This window comes from Pseudomonas sp. LBUM1652 (assembly GCF_059716105.1).
This window is the reverse complement of the sequence record NZ_CP166804.1, coordinates 6,300,608-6,317,574: the sequence shown is the minus strand read 5'-3', so window position 1 is coordinate 6,317,574 and position 16,967 is coordinate 6,300,608. Positions and strand designations below refer to the sequence as shown.

Below are 16,967 nucleotides of genomic sequence, written 5' to 3'. Positions count from 1 at the left end.
ACGTATTTCGTTATATCGTAACGATATGAGATGAGAGCCGATGGCGTTGGGGTGATATGCAGGTCGATCTGGAGGTTGATGGCACGCAAGTGGCCGGATTGCCGCGCTTTCAGCAGGCGGTTACGCAGGGCCGCCGATTGCGACGGCTGGCGATTGCTTTGGGTGGATTGGCCGGGGCAGGGTGGGTGCTGGCGTTTTTTGTCGCACTGTTTGCGCCGCAATCGTTGTGGGTTCCGCTACTGATCAACCAGAGCGCGGCGTTGCTGGTGCTGGTTGCCGGGTTGCAATCGGCTTGGTGGGTGACGCGATGGCGGGCACGGGTGATCAATCCTGTCGTACCGAATCCTGCGCCGATGGAGCAGCCTGGCGCGCCGGATGGCTGGTACGAACGGCTGCTGGATCGACTGAGTCAACGCAGCCTGCACCTACTAAGTCTGATCGGTACGGCGACGTTATGGCTGGGCGCTTGGGCAGTGCTGGTGGTAATCAGCCTTGATCAGGTGTGGAACCTTGCCTTACCGCCCGCCGCTGTTGGGGCGTCTGCCACTGTCGGCGCGGCGTTGGCCCTGTTGTTGGCGTTTGGTTTGCTGGTGCTGGAGCGGCAATTGGCTCAGCAAACCCCGGCGCAATGGCCTGAAGCGAGTTCGCTGGCGCAACTGTCGCGAGTCGCGATCATCAGCCTGGTGGTGGGGGCGCTGTGTTTGTTGTTCGCCAGCGAGACCGCCTTATGGCCGGTTCGCCTTGCAGTGCTGATCGGCATCTTGCCGGGGTTGGTCGCGATTGAGTTGCTATTGCGTGCCGTTCTTTCGATATTCAGCCCGCGCCGCGAACAGCTTGAACCGACGCTACTGGCGCGCAGTTTTGTCGCCGACCTGCTGCGTTGGCCGCCTCAACCACTGCTCGCGCTGCAGCACGAATTGCACAACCGCTTCGGCATCGATCTGCGCCAGATCTGGGCGTTCAGTTACATGCGTCGTGCGTTTCTTCCGGTGTTGGCACTGGTCGCGGCGTTCGGCTGGTTGCTGACCGGTATCCACGAAATTCCCCTGCAAGGTCGTGGCATCTACGAACGTTTCGGCAAACCGGTGCAGGTGTTCGGCCCCGGTTTGCACGCCGGTTTGCCATGGCCACTGGGTCGAGTGTTGAACGTCGAAAACGGCGTGGTCCATGAACTGGCGACCAGCGTCGGCGAAAACCCGGCACCGCTGCAATTCGATCCCGCCGAAGGCCCAGCACCGATTACAGCAAATCGCCTGTGGGACGCCAGTCATGTGAACGATAAATCCCAAGTCATCGCCAGCAGTCGGGGCGAGCAACAGAGCTTTCAAATCGTCAACATGGACGTGCGCTTCGTCTACCGCATCGGTCTGAGTGATCAGGCAGCGCTGGCTGCAACCTACAACAGCGCCGACGTGCCGACTCTCATCCGCAGCACCGCCAGCCGAATTCTCGTCCACGACTTTGCCTCACGCACCCTCGACGGTTTGCTCGGTGCGGACAGGGTAGGGCTGGCGGAAGAGATCGGCCGTGCGGTGCAAAATGATCTGCAAACACTCGACAATGGCGTGGAGATTCTCGCCACGGTGGTTGAGGCGATTCACCCGCCGGCCGGCGCCGCGAACGCCTATCACAGTGTGCAAGCGGCGCAGATCGGTGCGCAGGCGTTGATCTCCCGCGAGCGCGGTGCTGCTGCCGAAGCGAGCAACCAGGCGCAGTTGCAAGCCAGCCTTGCTCGCGATCAGGCCAGCGCCAACGCCCGCGAAATCGGCGCAGCCGCACAGGCCGCTGATTTGAAATTCAGTGCCGAACAAAAAGCCTACGTCAGCGCCGGCCAGGCGTTTGTGCTGGAGCAATACCTCAGTCAGCTCAGCCAAGGCCTGAGTAAAGCCAAATTGCTGATCCTCGACCATCGCCTGGGCGGCAGCAGCAACGCGCCGACCATCGACTTGCGCACGTTCACGCTGCCGGCTGACCCGACGCCCGCGCGTACCACCGCTCAACCAGGAGTTGCCCATTGAGCCAGTCGCATACACACGATCATCATGACCACGGCGGCCACGATCACGGCCATGGCGGGCATCACCATCATCACGGTCACCACCACCACGGTGCGCCGGAGGAGGCGGGGCCATTCCCTTGGCGGCGCATGGGTTGGGCGGCGTTGCTGGTGGCGTTCGCCATCGCCGCAGCGAGTCTGGTGCAAGTGCGCTCCGGTGAAGCGACTGTCATTACCCGTTTCGGTAACCCGTCGCGAGTTCTGCTCGAGCCGGGGTTGAGCTGGCGCTGGCCGGCGCCGTTCGAAGCGGCGATCCCGGTGGACTTGCGCCTGCGCACCACCTCCAGCGGTTTGCAGGATGTTGGCACCCGCGACGGTTTGCGCATCATCGTCCAGGCTTACGTCGCGTGGCAGGTGCAGGGTGACCCGGACAATGTGCAGCGCTTCATGCGTGCGGTGCAGAACCAACCCGACGAAGCGGCGCGGCAGATTCGCACGTTTGTCGGCTCTGCCCTGGAGACCACCGCCAGCAGTTTCGACTTGGCCAACTTGGTGAACACCGATGCCAGTCAGGTGCGGATTGCCGATTTCGAAGCACAACTACGTCAGCAGATCGATCAGCAATTGCTCGCCACTTATGGCGTGCGCGTGGTGCAGGTCGGTATCGAACGGCTGACGCTGCCCTCAGTGACACTCACTGCCACGGTTGATCGCATGCGCGCCGAGCGTGAAACAATTGCCACCGAACGCACCGCAATCGGCAAGCGTGAGGCGGCGCAAATTCGCTCTGCCGCCGAACGCGATGCGCGGATTGTGCAGGCGGATGCCACAGTGAAAGCCGCCGATATCGAAGCGCAATCTCGCGTTGAGGCCGCGCAGATTTATGGTCGCGCCTACGCGGGTTCGCCGCAGCTGTACAACCTGCTGCGCTCACTGGATACCCTCGGGACCATCGTCACCCCAGACACAAAACTGATACTGCGCACCGATGCCGCGCCGTTCCGCGTGCTGGTCGATAGCCCGCCAAATCTCGACAGCAAATCCGGATCGCAGCCATGAATGAAGAAGTTCCACGTGGAACACATTCGTTGAGCAGTCCGTGGATTCAGGCGGGACGCTTGGCCTTTTTAGCCTTGTACGCGGTGACGGTGTTGGCCGCATTGGCTTGGGTGTTCTCTAATGTGCGGCAGATTGATCCGCAGAATCGCGCCGTGGTTTTGCACTTTGGTGCGCTGGATCGCATCCAGAACGCCGGCCTGTTATTGGCCTGGCCACAGCCGTTCGAGCAGGTAGTTTTGCTGCCAGCGGCGGATCGTGTGATCGAGCGTCGAGTGGAGAATCTGCTGCGCAGTGACGAAGCGCTGAAAGCTGAACGGGTCGCTTCATTCGCCACACCGATCAGCGATGCGTTGGCCGGATCTGGTTATTTATTGACCGGTGATGCCGGTGTGGTGCAGCTGGATGTGCGGGTGTTTTACAAGGTCACTGACCCCTATGACTTTGTGCTTCAGGGCGAGCATGTGGTGCCGGCGCTGGATCGTTTGGTCACGCGCAGCGCCGTGGCACTGACGGCCGCTCGGGATCTGGACACCATTCTGGTTGCCCGACCGGAACTGATCGGCGCCGACAATCAGGCTGCCGAGCGCCGTGAAAGACTGCGTGGCGATCTGGTGCAAGGCATCAATAAACGTTTGTCCGAACTGAAGGCGAGCGGTCAGGGCATCGGTGTCGAAGTGACGCGGGTCGATGTGCAATCGAGTCTGCCCGATCCTGCCGTCAGTGCCTTCAACGCCGTTTTGACCGCCAGTCAGCAAGCCGACAAAGCCGTAGCCAACGCGCGCACCGATGCCGAGAAACTCACCCAGACCGCCAACGAACAAGCTGACCGCACGCTGCAAGTCGCCCACGCTCAGGCGGGTGAGCGCTTGGCCAAAGCATCTGCCGACACTGCGACGGTGTTGCGCCTGGCCAAAGCTCAACAACAAGGCACCGACCCGCAAATGCTCTTGCGTCTGTACCGCGAGCGCATGCCGAAGATCCTCGGCCAGGCCGGATCGGTGACCACAGTCGATCCGAAAGACGATTCCCGCCTGATCATTCAGGGAGCCAGTCAATGAGCGCGACCACCCCAGCACCGAGCCTGTTGTCCTCGGCCGAACAACGTCGTGCGGCGAGGCAATTGACCTTGGCGATGCTCGCCCTGGGCTTGCTTGGCCTCGGCTTGATCTGGCGTTGGCTGGCGCCGGAGCAGACCGGTGTCAGCCAGTTGCTGCTCGGTTTTGCTTCTTTATTAGTGGCGGTGCCGGTGATGCGTTCGGCGTGGTACAGCCTGCGTTATCCGAGCTTGCACGGCATCACTGATCAACTCATTGCTTTGGCGATGCTCGGCGCTTGGGCGACGGGTGATCTGCTCACTGCGGCTTTGCTGCCGATCATCATGATCTTCGGTCATGTGCTGGAGGAGCGCAGCGTCATCGGTTCGCAGGAAGCGATTCATGCACTCGGCCAATTGACCCGCAGCCATGCACGAAAGATTCAGGCTGACGGCTCGATCATTGAAGTGGACAACGGCACGCTGAAACCGGGCGATACCGTTGAGGTGCGTGCCGGCGATCGGGTGCCGGCTGACGGTCGAGTTCTCTCTGGCCAGGCCAGCCTCGACACCGCTTCTATAACTGGAGAGTCGGTTCCGGTAGAAGCTGCAGTGGGCATGACGGTGTTCGGCGGCGCGATCAATCTAGACGGCCTGCTGCGAATCGAAGTGAGCCGCACCGGAGACGAATCGACGCTCGGCAAAGTCATCGCTCTGATGCAAAACGCCGAACGTTCCAAACCGCCAATCACTCGATTGCTTGAACGCTATGCCGGCAGTTACATGGTGCTGGTGTTGCTGCTGGCGGCGGTCACCTGGTTCATCACCAACAACGCGCAAGCGATGCTTGCGGTGTTGGTGGCGGCGTGCCCTTGCGCCTTGGTGTTGTCGGCGCCAGCCACGGCGATTGCCGGTGTAGCGGTTGCGGCGCGGCATGGGATTCTGATCCGCAGCTCGGCGTTCCTCGAAGAACTGGCCGACCTCACATCGCTGGTGGTCGACAAGACCGGCACCCTGACTTACGGCACCTTGCGCTTGCAGTCGATCAACAGTTCGCGCGCGGATCAATCGACGGTCATGGCGCTCGCCGCCAGCCTCGGCGCGGCGAGCAGTCACCCGGTCAGTCGGGCACTGGCAGGCTTGGTCAGTCAGGAAGGCTATCTGCCGCTGAGCGAAATCCACGAGCGGCAGGGACTCGGTATCGTCGCAATGACCGCGCAGGGCGAAGCAGCGCTTGGTCGGCCAGAGTTGTTCACCCAATTGAAAATCGCCACGACGAGTATTCCTGAGCATGACGGCCCCATTGCCGGCCTGGCCTTGAACGGTGAATTTCTCGCTTGGCTGTTGTTGGCCGACAGCGTCAAACCGGAGGCCCGGTTTGCTCTCAATGAATTGCGCGAATTGGGCCTCGGGCGGCAACTGTTGCTGACTGGCGACCGACAAAGTGTCGCCCAGACATTGGCACAAGAAGTCGGCTTGCACGAGGTACAAGCCCAGGCCTTGCCCGAGGACAAACTCAATCGCGTACTCAAGGAAATCGACAACGGCTTCCGGCCTATGGTGGTCGGTGACGGCATCAACGATTCGCTGGCACTTAAGGCGGGCGTAGTCGGTGTGGCGATGGGTGCGGGCGGGGCAGACATCGCCTTGGCGTCGGCGGACATCGTTCTGATAGGCAGCGACCTGCGCCGGCTCGGCACTTGCGTGCGGCTGAGTCGTCAGTGTCGTCGCACCTTGCAGGTTAACGTGATCATCGGTCTGGGCTGGACGCTGGCCATCGTGGTATTCGCCGCGTTCGGCTGGTTGGGCGCCGCCGGGGCGATGATCGCCGCGTTGTTGCATAACCTCAGTACGTTGCTGGTACTGGGCAACGCTGGGCGTTTGCTGCGTTTTCAGGAGCCGCTGCTCAAGCTCAAGGAATAAATCTGAATATTTTTTCTGACACCTCTGTAACGCCGTCGGGACCGCTCTCTCTAGTGCTATGTCGTGACTGAACACACCGTCCAGCCGACACACCTGATGATTACCGAGGATAAGAAAAATGACTATCAAGACCGCTGCTGCTGGTGCCGCTCTCGCTTTGGCTGCCGCTACCCTGTTTGCCGGTGTCGCAACCAACGCGATGGCCGCTGATGCCAACGTTCACTGCTACGGCGTGACTGCCTGCAAAGGCCAGAACGACTGCAAAACCAAAGACCACGCTTGCAAAGGCTTGGGCTCCTGCAAAGGCCAGGGTTTCAAAGCCATGACTCAAGCGGCTTGCGAAAAAGCAGGTGGCAAGGTCGGCGAATAACTGGCCGGCAAGTGCCGCCGCAGTGGCTCACGCCACTGCGGCCACTTTTAATCAGGAGTCTGCACATGTCCGCCTCTGTTCCCTTCCTCGGCTACGGCTTGGGATTGCGTAGCGCTTATTACCAGCAGATCCTCGAACAGTCGCCGGACGTGGACTGGTTTGAAGTGGTCTCCGAAAATTTCATGGTGCAGGGCGGCAAAGCCCTGTATTACCTGGACGCCATCGCCGAGCGCTATCCGCTGGTGATGCATGGCGTTTCCCTCTCCATCGGCGGGCCGCATGCCCTCGATGCGGACTATCTGAAACAACTCAAGCAACTGGCAGAACGGGTCAACCCGGCGTGGATCTCCGATCACTTGTGCTGGAGCCGCGGCAACGCCCATCAGTTGCACGATTTGCTGCCTCTGCCTTACACCCAAGAAAGTCTTGAGTACATTGCCCAGCGAGTGCGCCACGTTCAGGATGTTTTGCAGCGTCCGTTGGTGCTGGAGAACGTCTCCAGCTATGTCCGAGCCGCTTCAGATGATTTCACTGAATGGGAGTTTCTTGCTGCCCTGAGCCGGGAAAGCGGCTGCCAGTTGCTGCTGGACGTCAACAATGTCTACGTCAGCTCACGCAATCACGGCTTCGATCCGTGGACATTCATTCAAAGCCTGCCGGCGGACAAGTTGCGTCAACTGCACCTGGCGGGCCATAGCGATTACGGCGATTACGTCATCGATACCCATGACCAACCAGTGAGCGACCCCGTCTGGGCGCTGTATCAACGTACATTGGAGCACTTCGGGCCGGTGGCTACTTTGCTGGAACGTGATGATCATTTTCCGCCTTTTGAAGAGTTGCTCGATGAACTGCAGAAAGCCCGGCAGTCAGGTGACACGGTTCTGGCCGGGAGACAGCAATGCGCCTGAAAGAATGGCAATCTGCATTTGAGTCGTTTTTGCTGGATGAGGGGGCAACAGCCCATGCGCTATTGAGCACCAGCCTGATCGGCGGGCCGACACTGGATGTCGGCACCGGTCTGGCGATCTATCACAACGCCTATCTAGCGCGGTTACTGGAGGTGTTGCGCAACGATTTTCCAGCCATCTGGCACTGGATGGGCGACGAGGAATTTGACGCGCTCGCTACCGCGTACCTGCGCCAATCCCCGTCTGCGCATTACAGTCTGCGTTGGCTGGGCAAAGGCTTCGAAGGGTTTATTCGCGAGCATCTGGTGCCTGAGCAAAGTGCTCCTTTGGCTGAAATGGCAGTGGTCGAATGGGCATTCACGTTGGCTTTCGATGCGCCAGCGGGTGAGCCGTTAACCCTCGAAACAATGACGACACTGTCCGCGCAAGAATGGCCAGCGCTGCGAGTCAAACAGGCGTCTTGCGTTCAGTGGCTGGAATGCCGGTTCAATAGCTTTGCCCTGTGGCGCTCAGTCAAGGAAGAAACCGATTTCCCTCCCAGCCAGCCACTTCAAATCCCCCAGATCTACCTGATCTGGCGCAACGGTCTGAGCTGTCATTACCGCAGTCTGGAATCTGCCGAGGCCAATGCCCTGAACGGCTTGGTAAACGAAGGTTGGAGTTTCGCCGAACTGTGCGCCGAGTTAGCAGTCATCTATGGAGAGGGCGCTCCACTTCAGGCCGTGACCTGGTTGAAACAGTGGGTGCAGGAGGGCCTGCTAGAGCGTCTGCAACGATAGATAAGGCTAATTAAATCGATAGCCTGCTAATTTTCCAGGATGGTCTACCCTCAGATTGGACGTCTGAAACATGGGGGATTTTCCATGCTCGTGCAACTTCCACCGGCCTTACAGAACCTGCAGCTTCCGCTTCGCCTGCGGCTCTGGGACGGCCACGAGTACAATCTGGGCCCGGCGCCCAGTGTCACCATCGTGGTCAAGGACCCGCAGATGGTCAGCCAGTTCACCCATCCAAGCCTGAACGCGCTGGGGGCGGCGTTCGTTGAAGGCAAGCTTGAACTGGAGGGCTCGATCAGCGAGGTCATCCGGGTCTGCGACGAACTGAGCAACGCTTTGCTCAATGAAGACGAAGACAATCAGCCTGTGCGGACCTTGCACGACAAGGAAACCGATGCCAAAGCCATTTCCTACCACTACGACCTGTCCAACGCGTTCTACCAGCTCTGGCTGGACAGCGACATGGCGTATTCCTGTGCCTATTTCGAGACTGGCAGCGAGTCGCTCGAACAGGCGCAGCAAGCCAAATTCCGTCATTTGTGCCGCAAGCTGCGTTTGCAGCCGGGCGATTATCTGCTGGATGTCGGTTGTGGCTGGGGCGGATTGGCGCGTTACGCTGCGCGGGAATTCGGTGCCAAGGTCTTCGGCATCACACTGAGCAAGGAACAACTCGAACTGGCGCGCGAGCGCGTCAAGGCCGAAGGTCTGGAAGACCAGATCGAACTGCAATTGCTCGACTACCGCGATCTGCCGCAGGACGGCCGTTTCGATAAAGTCGTCAGCGTCGGCATGTTTGAACACGTTGGCCACGCCAACTTGGCCGAGTACTGCAAGACCCTGTTCGGCGCGGTGAAGGAGGGCGGTCTGGTGATGAACCATGGGATTACCGCCAAGCACATCGATGGCCGTCCGGTCGGGCGTGGCGCCGGGGAGTTCATCGAGAAATACGTATTCCCCAACGGTGAGTTGCCGCATCTGTCGATGATTTCCGCCGAGATCAGCGAAGCAGGCCTGGAGATTGTCGACGTCGAAAGTCTGCGCCTGCATTACGCCCGTACGCTGGATCACTGGAGTGAGCGGCTGGAGGACAACCTCGAAGCGGCCGGCAAACTGGTGCCCGATCAGGCGCTACGGATCTGGCGGCTGTACTTGGCCGGTTGTGCTTACGCGTTCGCGCACGGCTGGATCAATCTGCACCAGATCCTTGCGGTGAAAGCACACGCCGATGGCAGCCATGAACTGCCATGGACACGCGACGATATCTACCATCCTTGATGGTTTTTAGAGAATCGGTGAGATCAGCCGGGCGATCCGCATGCCGACTTGTTGCAGGCGGTGGACCTCCCGGCTTTCTTCTTTGGCGATCTCGTAGGCCTGCTCGAAATCCTGTTTGAGCATGTGTTCCACGTTGGCGGCGAAGTCGCTGTCGACGGTCAGCAGCATCACTTCGAAATTCAGCCGGAACGAACGATTGTCCAGATTGGCGCTGCCGATCGCGCTGATCTCGCTGTCGATCAACACCACTTTCTGATGCAGGAAACCGGGCTCGTAACGGAACACCCGCACGCCTGCACGCACAGCCTCAAAGGCATATAGGCTGGACGCGGCGTAGACGATGCGGTGATCGGGTCGCGACGGCAGCAACAGGCGCACATCGACACCGCGCAACACCGCCAGACGCAACGCCGCAAACACGGCTTCATCCGGAATGAAGTAAGGGCTGGTGATCCACACCCGCTCTGTCGCTGCGTGAATGGCTTCGACAAAGAACAGAGAACAGGTTTCGTAGGCGTCTGCAGGGCCAGTGGCGAGCAATTGGCAGAGCACGCCGTCGTCCGGGTATTCGTCCGGCAGGATCAGCGGCGGCAACGTGCGCGCGGCCCAGAACCAGTCTTCGGCAAAGGATTCCTGCATGCACGCTACTACCGGGCCGCGCACTTTTACGTGAGTGTCGCGCCACGGTGCCAGCGGCGGTTTCTCGCCCATGTATTCATCGCCGACGTTGTGCCCGCCGACAAACCCGACCACGCCATCGACCACGACGATTTTGCGGTGATTGCGGAAGTTGACCTGGAAGCGATTGAGCCAGCCGCTGCGCGTGGCAAACGCTTTGACCTCGACGCCGCCATCACGCAGCGCCTGCACATAACTGTGGGGCAGGGCGTGGCTGCCGATACGGTCGTAGAGCAGGTGAATGGTCACGCCTTCGGCAGCTTTCTTCAGCAACAAGTCACGCAGGCGTTGGCCAAGGCGATCGTCATGGATGATGAAGAACTGGATCAGCACTGCTTCCTTCGCTTGATCGATGGCCTGGAAAATCGCGTTGAACGTCTCGGTGCCGTTCAGCAGCAACTGGACTTCGTTGTTCGCCAGACACGGCATGCGCCCCAGTTTTGGCATCGCACGCAAGGAGGCGTAGGCATTCGAGGCGCGCGCGGTTAGGGCTTCTTCCACCCACGGGCGCCAGTTCAGCTCGGAAATGGCCAGGCGCATCTGCTCGTTGGCCTGGCGGCGCGCCTTGATGTAGCCATCGAAGGTGCTGCGACCGAACACCAGGTACGGAATAAGCGTCAGGTAAGGAATGAAGATCAGCGACAATGCCCAGGCGATCGAGCCTTGAGCCGTGCGCACCGTCAGCACCGCATGTATGGCAGCGATCAAGCCGAGGGTGTGTATCAGGGCGATCAAATAACCGAAAATGTGCGGTCCAAAATAATCCATGGGGCAGCCTTGCTCCGCAAGATTTTGATGCCTTAACAGACCATGTTCTGTGGCGAATGTCGCTATTTAATTGGCGCATGAACCGAAGCAATCGGCCGACGTCTAACGGCCACTACTGATCAGGAGTTTCTCGATGAACGTTCGTCTGCTGGGTTTGGCGTTGGGCCTGGGTTTGGCATTGCCGGTGATTGCGCAGGCGCAAATGCTGCAGCCGGGGTTGTGGGAAATGACGTCGAGTAATGTGAAAGTCGATGACCAGCCAATGGATGTGCAATCGATCCTGGGTCAGCTTCAAGGCCAGATGACGCCGCAGCAACGGGCGGCGCTGGAGAAAAACGGCATCAATATCGGCGGCAAGGGCATCCGCGCCTGCCTGACTCCACAGCAAGTGGCGACCAATGATATTCCGTTGGCCGATCCACAATCGGGCTGTAAACAGCAGATTACCGAGCGCAGCGGTAACCAGTGGAAATTCCGCTTCAGTTGCCCGAAAGCTCAGGGTACCGGTGTGGCGACGTTCCTCAGTGATCGTGAGTTCACCACGGTTGCCAACGGTACGTTCAATGCCATTGGCATCAACCAGAAGGGCAGCCTGGAAACCCGCGCGGTGTGGCTGGGACAGGATTGCGGCACGGTCAAACCAAGAGCTTGAAAGCTTCGCGAGCAGGCTCGCTCCCACCGGTAGTGCGCTGTACTTGTGGGAGCGAGCCTGCTCGCGAAGGCATCAGCGCATAAACCGCAGCGGCAATCCCCGACACCCCTCATTCACCTGGCCCTCGTGCCAGGCAATCTGCCCTGACACCAACGTCGTCCTTACCCGATGCCGAAAGCTTCGACCGGCAAACGGCGTCCATCCACACTGCGACAGAACCGGTTGCCGCGACACATCCAGCATCTCTGGTTTAACCAATACCAGATCCGCCCAATACCCCTCACGCAGATAACCCCGATCCGGAATCGCAAACAGATCCGCCACTCGGTGGCTGATCTTCGCCACCAGCGTGGTGATCGGCAGCACACCCTCCGCCACGAGTTCCAGCAACGCCGGCAGGGCGTGCTGCACCAACGGCAACCCCGAAGGCGCTTCGGCATAGGGACGCTGCTTTTCGTCCCACGTATGGGGGGCATGATCACTGCCGATCACATCCAGTCGATTGCTGTTTAACGCTTCACGCAATGCATCGCGGTCGGCCTGAGTCTTGATCGCCGGATTGCATTTGATCAGGTTGCCGAGGCTTGAGTAGTCGCGATCATCGAACAACAAATGGTGCAGGCAGACCTCGGCAGTGATGCGTTTTTGCGCCAGGGGTTTGTCCTCGAACAGTTCCAGTTCACGGGCGGTAGTCAGATGTAAAACATGCAGGCGCGTGCCGTGACGTCTCGCCAGATCCACGGCCAGTGAGGAGGAGCGATAACACGCCTCGGCATTGCGAATCAGTGCATGAGCCGCAGTAGGCAGATGAATACCAAACCGTTCACGCAGGTTGGCCGCGTTGGCGTCGATACTCGGCGTGTGCTCGCAGTGGGCCAATAGAATTGTCGGTACTTCGGCGAACAGTCGTTCAAGAATCTTCGGATCATCCACCAGCATGTTGCCTGTAGACGCGCCCATGAACACTTTGACCCCGGCCACTTCACAAGGATTGAGCGCGGCAACGGTGTCGAGATTGTCTTGGCTCACGCCAAAGTGAAAAGCGTAATTGGCCACCGAACTGATTGCCGCACGGCGCTTCTTATCCGCCAGCGCTTGGAGGGTGAGGGTGGCCGGATTGGTGTTGGGCATGTCCATGAAACTGGTGATGCCACCCGCGACCGCCGCGCGGGATTCGCTATGTATGCTGCCCTTGGCCGGCGCGCCGGGTTCGCGAAAATGCACCTGGTCATCGATCATGCCCGGCAGCAGCCATTGTCCTTTGGCGTCGATTTCCATGCGCGCGGTTTCACCTTCGATGCTGCGGGCAATCTTGACGATGCGGCCATTGCTGACCAGCAAATCTGCGTCGAACTCACGCCCCTCGTTGACCAGTCTGGCGTTGCGGATCAGTACGCTGCTCATGGTTCAGAACTCGTTCTGCAAGGCTTTGTAGCCGCGCACCAGATCGACGTTGGTCCGCGCCACATCTTCGGAAAACTCCGAAGCGCTGACGCTCACCGGCGGGAATAACGAAAGGTCGGTGTTCGGCCCGATCCGGGTAGTGGAGGGCACGTAGAACGCGTCCGGCAAATCACGGCCGTCGACCACCGAGTTATGCCGCACCACGCAGCCGTCGCCGACCACGCAATTGAACAACACGCTGTTGAAGCCGATGAACACCCGGTCGCCCACCACGCAGGGGCCATGGACGATCGAGCGGTGGGCGATGGAGCTGAATTCGCCGATGGTCACCGCCGCACCGGATTTGGAGTGGATCACCACGCCGTCCTGGATATTCGAATTGGCGCCGATGGTGATCGGCTCCATGTTGCCCGAAGCGTCCACTTCGTCAGCGCGGATGACTGCGTAAGGACCGACGAAGACGTTTTCGCCAATCACTACTTTGCCGCAGATGATCGCGGTTTTATCGACATAGGCCGACTCGGCAATTTGCGGCAGATCGCCTGAAGGATTCTTGCGGATCATGGTTGGTTCAGCGCGTTGTAAAGGGTGTTGAGGTTGTATTCGAACAGCCCGATGAAGGTGCTGGCCGGGCCGCTCGCGGCGAGGGCATCCGAGTAGAGCGTGCCGCCGATGTGGGCATCGCTCTCGTCGGCGATCTGTTTGAGCAGTCGTGCGTCCTTGATGTTTTCCATGAACACCGCTTTGACTTTGGCTTGGCGGATTTGGGTGATCAGCGCAGCGACTTCTGCAGCGGAAGGGTCGCGTTCTGTGGACAGACCTTGCGGGGCTATGAAGTCGATGCCGTAAGCCTGACCGAGATAACCGAACGCATCGTGGCTGGTGACAATTTTGCGGTTGCCTGCTGGCAGCGATCCGAGCTTGGCCTTGGCTTCGGCGAGCAGGGCGTAGATTTGTTTCAGGTAGGTTTTACTGTTGCGCTCGTAGTCGGCCTTATTCGTCGGATCAGCGGCGACCAGTGCCTTGGTGATGTTGGCGACGTACAACTCGGCGTTGGCCAGATTGTGCCAGGCGTGCGGGTCGGGAATGGTTTCACCGTCCTCATCGAGTGAACGTGGAATCACGCCATGGCTGGCACTGATGACTGTGGCTTGGGTGTCGGTGCTGTTCACCAGGCGATCCAGCCACGGCTCGAAACCCAAGCCATTCTTGATGATCAGTTTGGCTTTGAGCAGCGCTTTGGCGTCGTCCGGAGTCGGCTCATAGGTGTGAGCGTCAGCGTCAGGCCCGACCATGTTGATGATCTGAATATGCTCGCCGCCGACCTGATGCACCATGTCGGCGAGGATGCTGAAACTGGTGACCACCGGCACTTTCTCCGCCGCCGATAAGGACATCGACAGCATCAGACTGAACAGCACGAGTAGAGCGCGCATCGGGAAACACCTCATTGTGATGTGAGCAAAGGCGGGCGGCGCAGCAGGCCATGGACCGGCCCGAACACCACGGACAACAGATAACCCGTGCCAGCGACCAGCACGATGGCCGGGCCGCTAGGGAGCGAGTAATAGAAAGAGACGAGCAAGCCGAACCACACCGAGACGCAACCGATGATCGCCGCGATGGCAATCAGGGTCGGCAATCGGCGGCTCCAGAATCGAGAAGCGGCAGCGGGCAGCATCATCAGGCCGACCACCATCAACGCGCCGATCGCCTGGAAACCGATCACCAGATTCAGGACAACCAGGGTCAGGAATACGCCGTGGGCGATCGGACCGAGGCGGCTCACGGTTCTTAAAAACAATGGGTCGAGGGTGTCGAGCAATAGGGGTTTGTAGATCAGCATCATCGCGATCAGGCTGAATGCCGAGACCCACAACATGCCATTGAGGGTTGGTCCGTCGACGGCCAATGCCGAGCCGAACAGTAGATGCAAGAGGTCGAGGCGTTTGCCGGCGATGCCGAGAATCAACACGCCACTGGCCAGCGATATGGGATAGATCGCCGCGAGGCTGGCGTCTTCGCGCAGGCCTGTGCGGCGGGTAATCCAGGCGGCGAGGCCGGCCATGCTCAGACCCGCGGCGAGACCGCCAAAGGTCAACGCGGGCAGACTCAGCCCGGCGAACCAGAAGCCCAATGCGGCGCCGGGAAGGATGCCGTGGGCCACGGCGTCGCCGATCAGACTCATGCGCCGCAGGATCAGAAACACACCCAGTGGCGCAGTGCTGCAGGCCAATACCAGGCCACCGAGGAGGGCGCGGCGCATGAAGACGAACTCGGTGAACGGTTGCCAGAAGTGAGCGAAGGTGAGCATCAGGCCACCTGAGTGTGACGTGACTGCTGGATGAGTTCTGCGCTGGCGCCAAATACGCAATCGCCGTTTTTGATTAACAGCGTTTTTGGGATGTGTTGGCGGACGGCGGCGAGGTCATGGCAAACCACGACCAATGTTCGACCTTCGCCATGCCATGCGTGGATGTGTTGCCATAGCAGCCGTTGGCCTAGCTCATCAAGCGCAGCATGGGGCTCGTCGAGCAGCAGCACAGGTGAGTCGGTCAGACTCAATCGAGCGAGCAGGGCACGTTGTAATTCTCCGCCGGACAGGGCCATCAGCGGACGATCTTCGAGTCCACTCAGGTGCCAGTTTTCCAGTGCCGCAGCGAGGCGTTGAGCGCGCAATTGCGTGGACAGTCGTCGTCCCCAGAAACCAGCGGCTACCAAATCTTGGAGACTGATGGGGAACTGGCGATCCAGATGCTGTTGCTGGGGGAGGAAGGACAATCCGCTTTGGCGTGGAACACTCAGGGTGACGTTGCCTGCCAATGGCTTTTGCAGTCCGGCGATGACTTTCAGCAGACTGCTTTTGCCACAGCCGTTCGCCCCGATGATTGCCGTGAGACTACCGCTGTCGAGTTCGAGACTGAGGGGGGATGTCAGCGGTTGACCGGGTGCGCCCCAACTCAATGATTGGCAGCGAATCATGCGTGCTCCCGATGCCAATGGCTTTCAGCAACGGCATCGTGTGCGTGCAAGCTTTCGGCGTGGATCACCCGCAGATGAAAAGCACTGACGCCGGGGGAGCGACGCAGTGCCAGACTCAGTCGACGCGCGGCGTCTTCGCAGAACATCAGATTCTGTCCATTGGCGAGTGCGAAGGCTTGTTCGTCAGCGCGTTTTACCGCGGTTTGGACGGCTGTTCCGAGTGCTGCTTCTGCGTCATTGATGAGTGCACTCAGCGGCAACTCATCGATGAATTCATCGAGATGAACATGCAGTTGTGCGGTGCTGCGTTGGCTGTGGGGCGTGGCGATGATGCCCTGGGTCGAACCGAGCCAAGTTAAAACGTCGGCGTGTTGTAGGGGCTTGTGTGCGAAGTCGTCGATGAATTGTTGCTGGATCAATTGTCTTGCGAGGGCTGCAGAACAAGGGCACGTCGAAGAGTAGGGCACATCGATTTTGAGTTCCACGTGGAACATTTCGTTTTTCAGACTGGCTGAAATGGTCGCTTGATACGATTTCCAACCGGCCAAAGGACTGACCAGTGCAGGCCTTTTCAGCAGAATCTCTGTGTGGATATTCAGGTACGCGTTGTTGGATAAACCTTCATGGCTATCGACGAAACGCTGGAGTACGTAACGCAGCAAAGTAGGGCAAAGGTTGTCCCGCTCAAGGGTCTCCAGTGCCAGATACAGTCGTGACATATGAATGCCGCGAGCATCGCCGTCATCAAGGCTTACACCTGCATCGACTTTGGCATTCAGCCGTTGGCTCTCTAACAAGACTGGCAAAGCGATGCCGCGCATGCCCACCCATTCGAGTGTTAACGCTTGGCGCGCAGCCTGCGCAGCGATATCCGGAAGTGTCAGCGAATTCATGTTCGGGACCATCGTGTTGATTGAATTTGATGTTACATTATAACAATTCAAATCACGACGCATTTTTCATGAACAGGCTTTCATATTCACAGATGCCACTTGCTCAATCTGATCCTCGCCGCCGTGTTCGCTTTACCTTTCACTGTCTCAGCCGCAAAGACAAAGATCCGCAACGTGAGACTTTGGCGCTCGGCGACACGATGATTCGTTCGAACAATCAGGCACTTCCGATACTAGAGGTTCCACG

General features: G+C 59.3%; 16 protein-coding genes. 9 read left to right on the top strand and 7 right to left on the bottom strand.

The window, feature by feature from the left end; translation table 11 throughout:
• The first annotated feature begins 56 nt into the window (after positions 1-56).
• The 8 genes from hflK (ACA069_RS28630) (at position 57) to cfaB (ending at position 9,343) form a co-directional block, all read left to right on the top strand.
• Positions 57-2,018, top strand: a complete 1,962-nt coding sequence (gene hflK / locus ACA069_RS28630; RefSeq protein ID WP_497615714.1) for a protease modulator HflK — start codon at positions 57-59, stop codon at positions 2,016-2,018.
• On the top strand, positions 2,015-3,055 hold the full coding sequence (gene hflC, locus ACA069_RS28625) for a protease modulator HflC (protein WP_497615712.1): 1,041 nt from the start codon (positions 2,015-2,017) through the stop codon (positions 3,053-3,055). Before hflK (ACA069_RS28630) ends, hflC begins: the two co-directional genes overlap by 4 nt.
• Entirely contained in the window at positions 3,052-4,113 is a 1,062-nt protein-coding gene (gene hflK / locus ACA069_RS28620; protein ID WP_497615710.1) for a protease modulator HflK, read from the top strand. Before hflC ends, hflK (ACA069_RS28620) begins: the two co-directional genes overlap by 4 nt.
• On the top strand, positions 4,110-6,011 hold the full coding sequence (locus ACA069_RS28615; RefSeq protein ID WP_497615708.1) for a heavy metal translocating P-type ATPase: 1,902 nt from the start codon (positions 4,110-4,112) through the stop codon (positions 6,009-6,011). The genes hflK (ACA069_RS28620) and ACA069_RS28615 overlap by 4 nt, the downstream gene beginning before the upstream one ends.
• Before the next feature lie 118 nt (positions 6,012-6,129).
• The gene (bufA2, locus tag ACA069_RS28610; RefSeq protein ID WP_401266721.1) at positions 6,130-6,381 is read left to right on the top strand and encodes a BufA2 family periplasmic bufferin-type metallophore; all 252 of its coding nucleotides are present in this window, start codon (positions 6,130-6,132) and stop codon (positions 6,379-6,381) included.
• Positions 6,382-6,446: 65 nt separating this feature from the next.
• A complete protein-coding gene (bufB, locus tag ACA069_RS28605) occupies positions 6,447-7,292 on the top strand; it encodes an MNIO family bufferin maturase (protein ID WP_187677202.1) in 846 nt (281 codons plus the stop codon).
• Positions 7,283-8,071, top strand: a complete 789-nt coding sequence (locus tag ACA069_RS28600) for an HvfC/BufC family peptide modification chaperone (protein WP_497615705.1) — start codon at positions 7,283-7,285, stop codon at positions 8,069-8,071. The genes bufB and ACA069_RS28600 overlap by 10 nt, the downstream gene beginning before the upstream one ends.
• Before the next feature lie 84 nt (positions 8,072-8,155).
• Positions 8,156-9,343, top strand: a complete 1,188-nt coding sequence (cfaB, locus tag ACA069_RS28595) for a C17 cyclopropane fatty acid synthase CfaB (RefSeq protein ID WP_187677200.1) — start codon at positions 8,156-8,158, stop codon at positions 9,341-9,343.
• Between the two features lie 6 nt (positions 9,344-9,349).
• On the opposite strand, the gene cls is transcribed toward cfaB, so the two are convergent.
• Entirely contained in the window at positions 9,350-10,789 is a 1,440-nt protein-coding gene (gene cls / locus ACA069_RS28590; protein WP_497615703.1) for a cardiolipin synthase, read from the bottom strand.
• Between the two features lie 133 nt (positions 10,790-10,922).
• Here cls and ACA069_RS28585 point away from each other — a divergent pair, with 133 nt between their 5' ends.
• Positions 10,923-11,441 carry a DUF3617 domain-containing protein gene (locus ACA069_RS28585; protein WP_187677198.1) on the top strand — a complete coding sequence of 173 codons (519 nt, stop codon included), beginning with the start codon at positions 10,923-10,925 and terminating at the stop codon, positions 11,439-11,441.
• 72 nt (positions 11,442-11,513) lie between these two features.
• Here ACA069_RS28585 and ACA069_RS28580 read toward each other — a convergent pair whose 3' ends face one another.
• The 6 genes from ACA069_RS28580 to folE2 are packed head-to-tail and all read right to left on the bottom strand — an operon-like array spanning position 11,514 to position 16,720.
• Complete coding sequence (locus ACA069_RS28580; RefSeq protein ID WP_497615700.1) at positions 11,514-12,845, bottom strand: dihydroorotase; 1,332 nt, start codon at positions 12,843-12,845, stop codon at positions 11,514-11,516.
• Positions 12,846-12,848: 3 nt separating this feature from the next.
• Complete coding sequence (locus ACA069_RS28575; protein ID WP_187677196.1) at positions 12,849-13,409, bottom strand: gamma carbonic anhydrase family protein; 561 nt, start codon at positions 13,407-13,409, stop codon at positions 12,849-12,851.
• Positions 13,406-14,281: a metal ABC transporter substrate-binding protein gene (locus tag ACA069_RS28570; protein WP_497615697.1), complete on the bottom strand. Its 876-nt coding sequence runs from the start codon at positions 14,279-14,281 to the stop codon at positions 13,406-13,408. The genes ACA069_RS28575 and ACA069_RS28570 overlap by 4 nt, the downstream gene beginning before the upstream one ends.
• A gap of 11 nt (positions 14,282-14,292) precedes the next feature.
• Entirely contained in the window at positions 14,293-15,159 is an 867-nt protein-coding gene (locus tag ACA069_RS28565; protein WP_497615695.1) for a metal ABC transporter permease, read from the bottom strand.
• A complete protein-coding gene (locus tag ACA069_RS28560) occupies positions 15,159-15,827 on the bottom strand; it encodes a metal ABC transporter ATP-binding protein (RefSeq protein ID WP_497615693.1) in 669 nt (222 codons plus the stop codon). The genes ACA069_RS28565 and ACA069_RS28560 overlap by 1 nt, the downstream gene beginning before the upstream one ends.
• Positions 15,824-16,720 (bottom strand): GTP cyclohydrolase FolE2, encoded by an 897-nt coding sequence (folE2, locus tag ACA069_RS28555; protein WP_497615691.1) that lies wholly within the window; start codon positions 16,718-16,720, stop codon positions 15,824-15,826. The genes ACA069_RS28560 and folE2 overlap by 4 nt, the downstream gene beginning before the upstream one ends.
• Between the last annotated feature and the right edge of the window lie 247 nt (positions 16,721-16,967).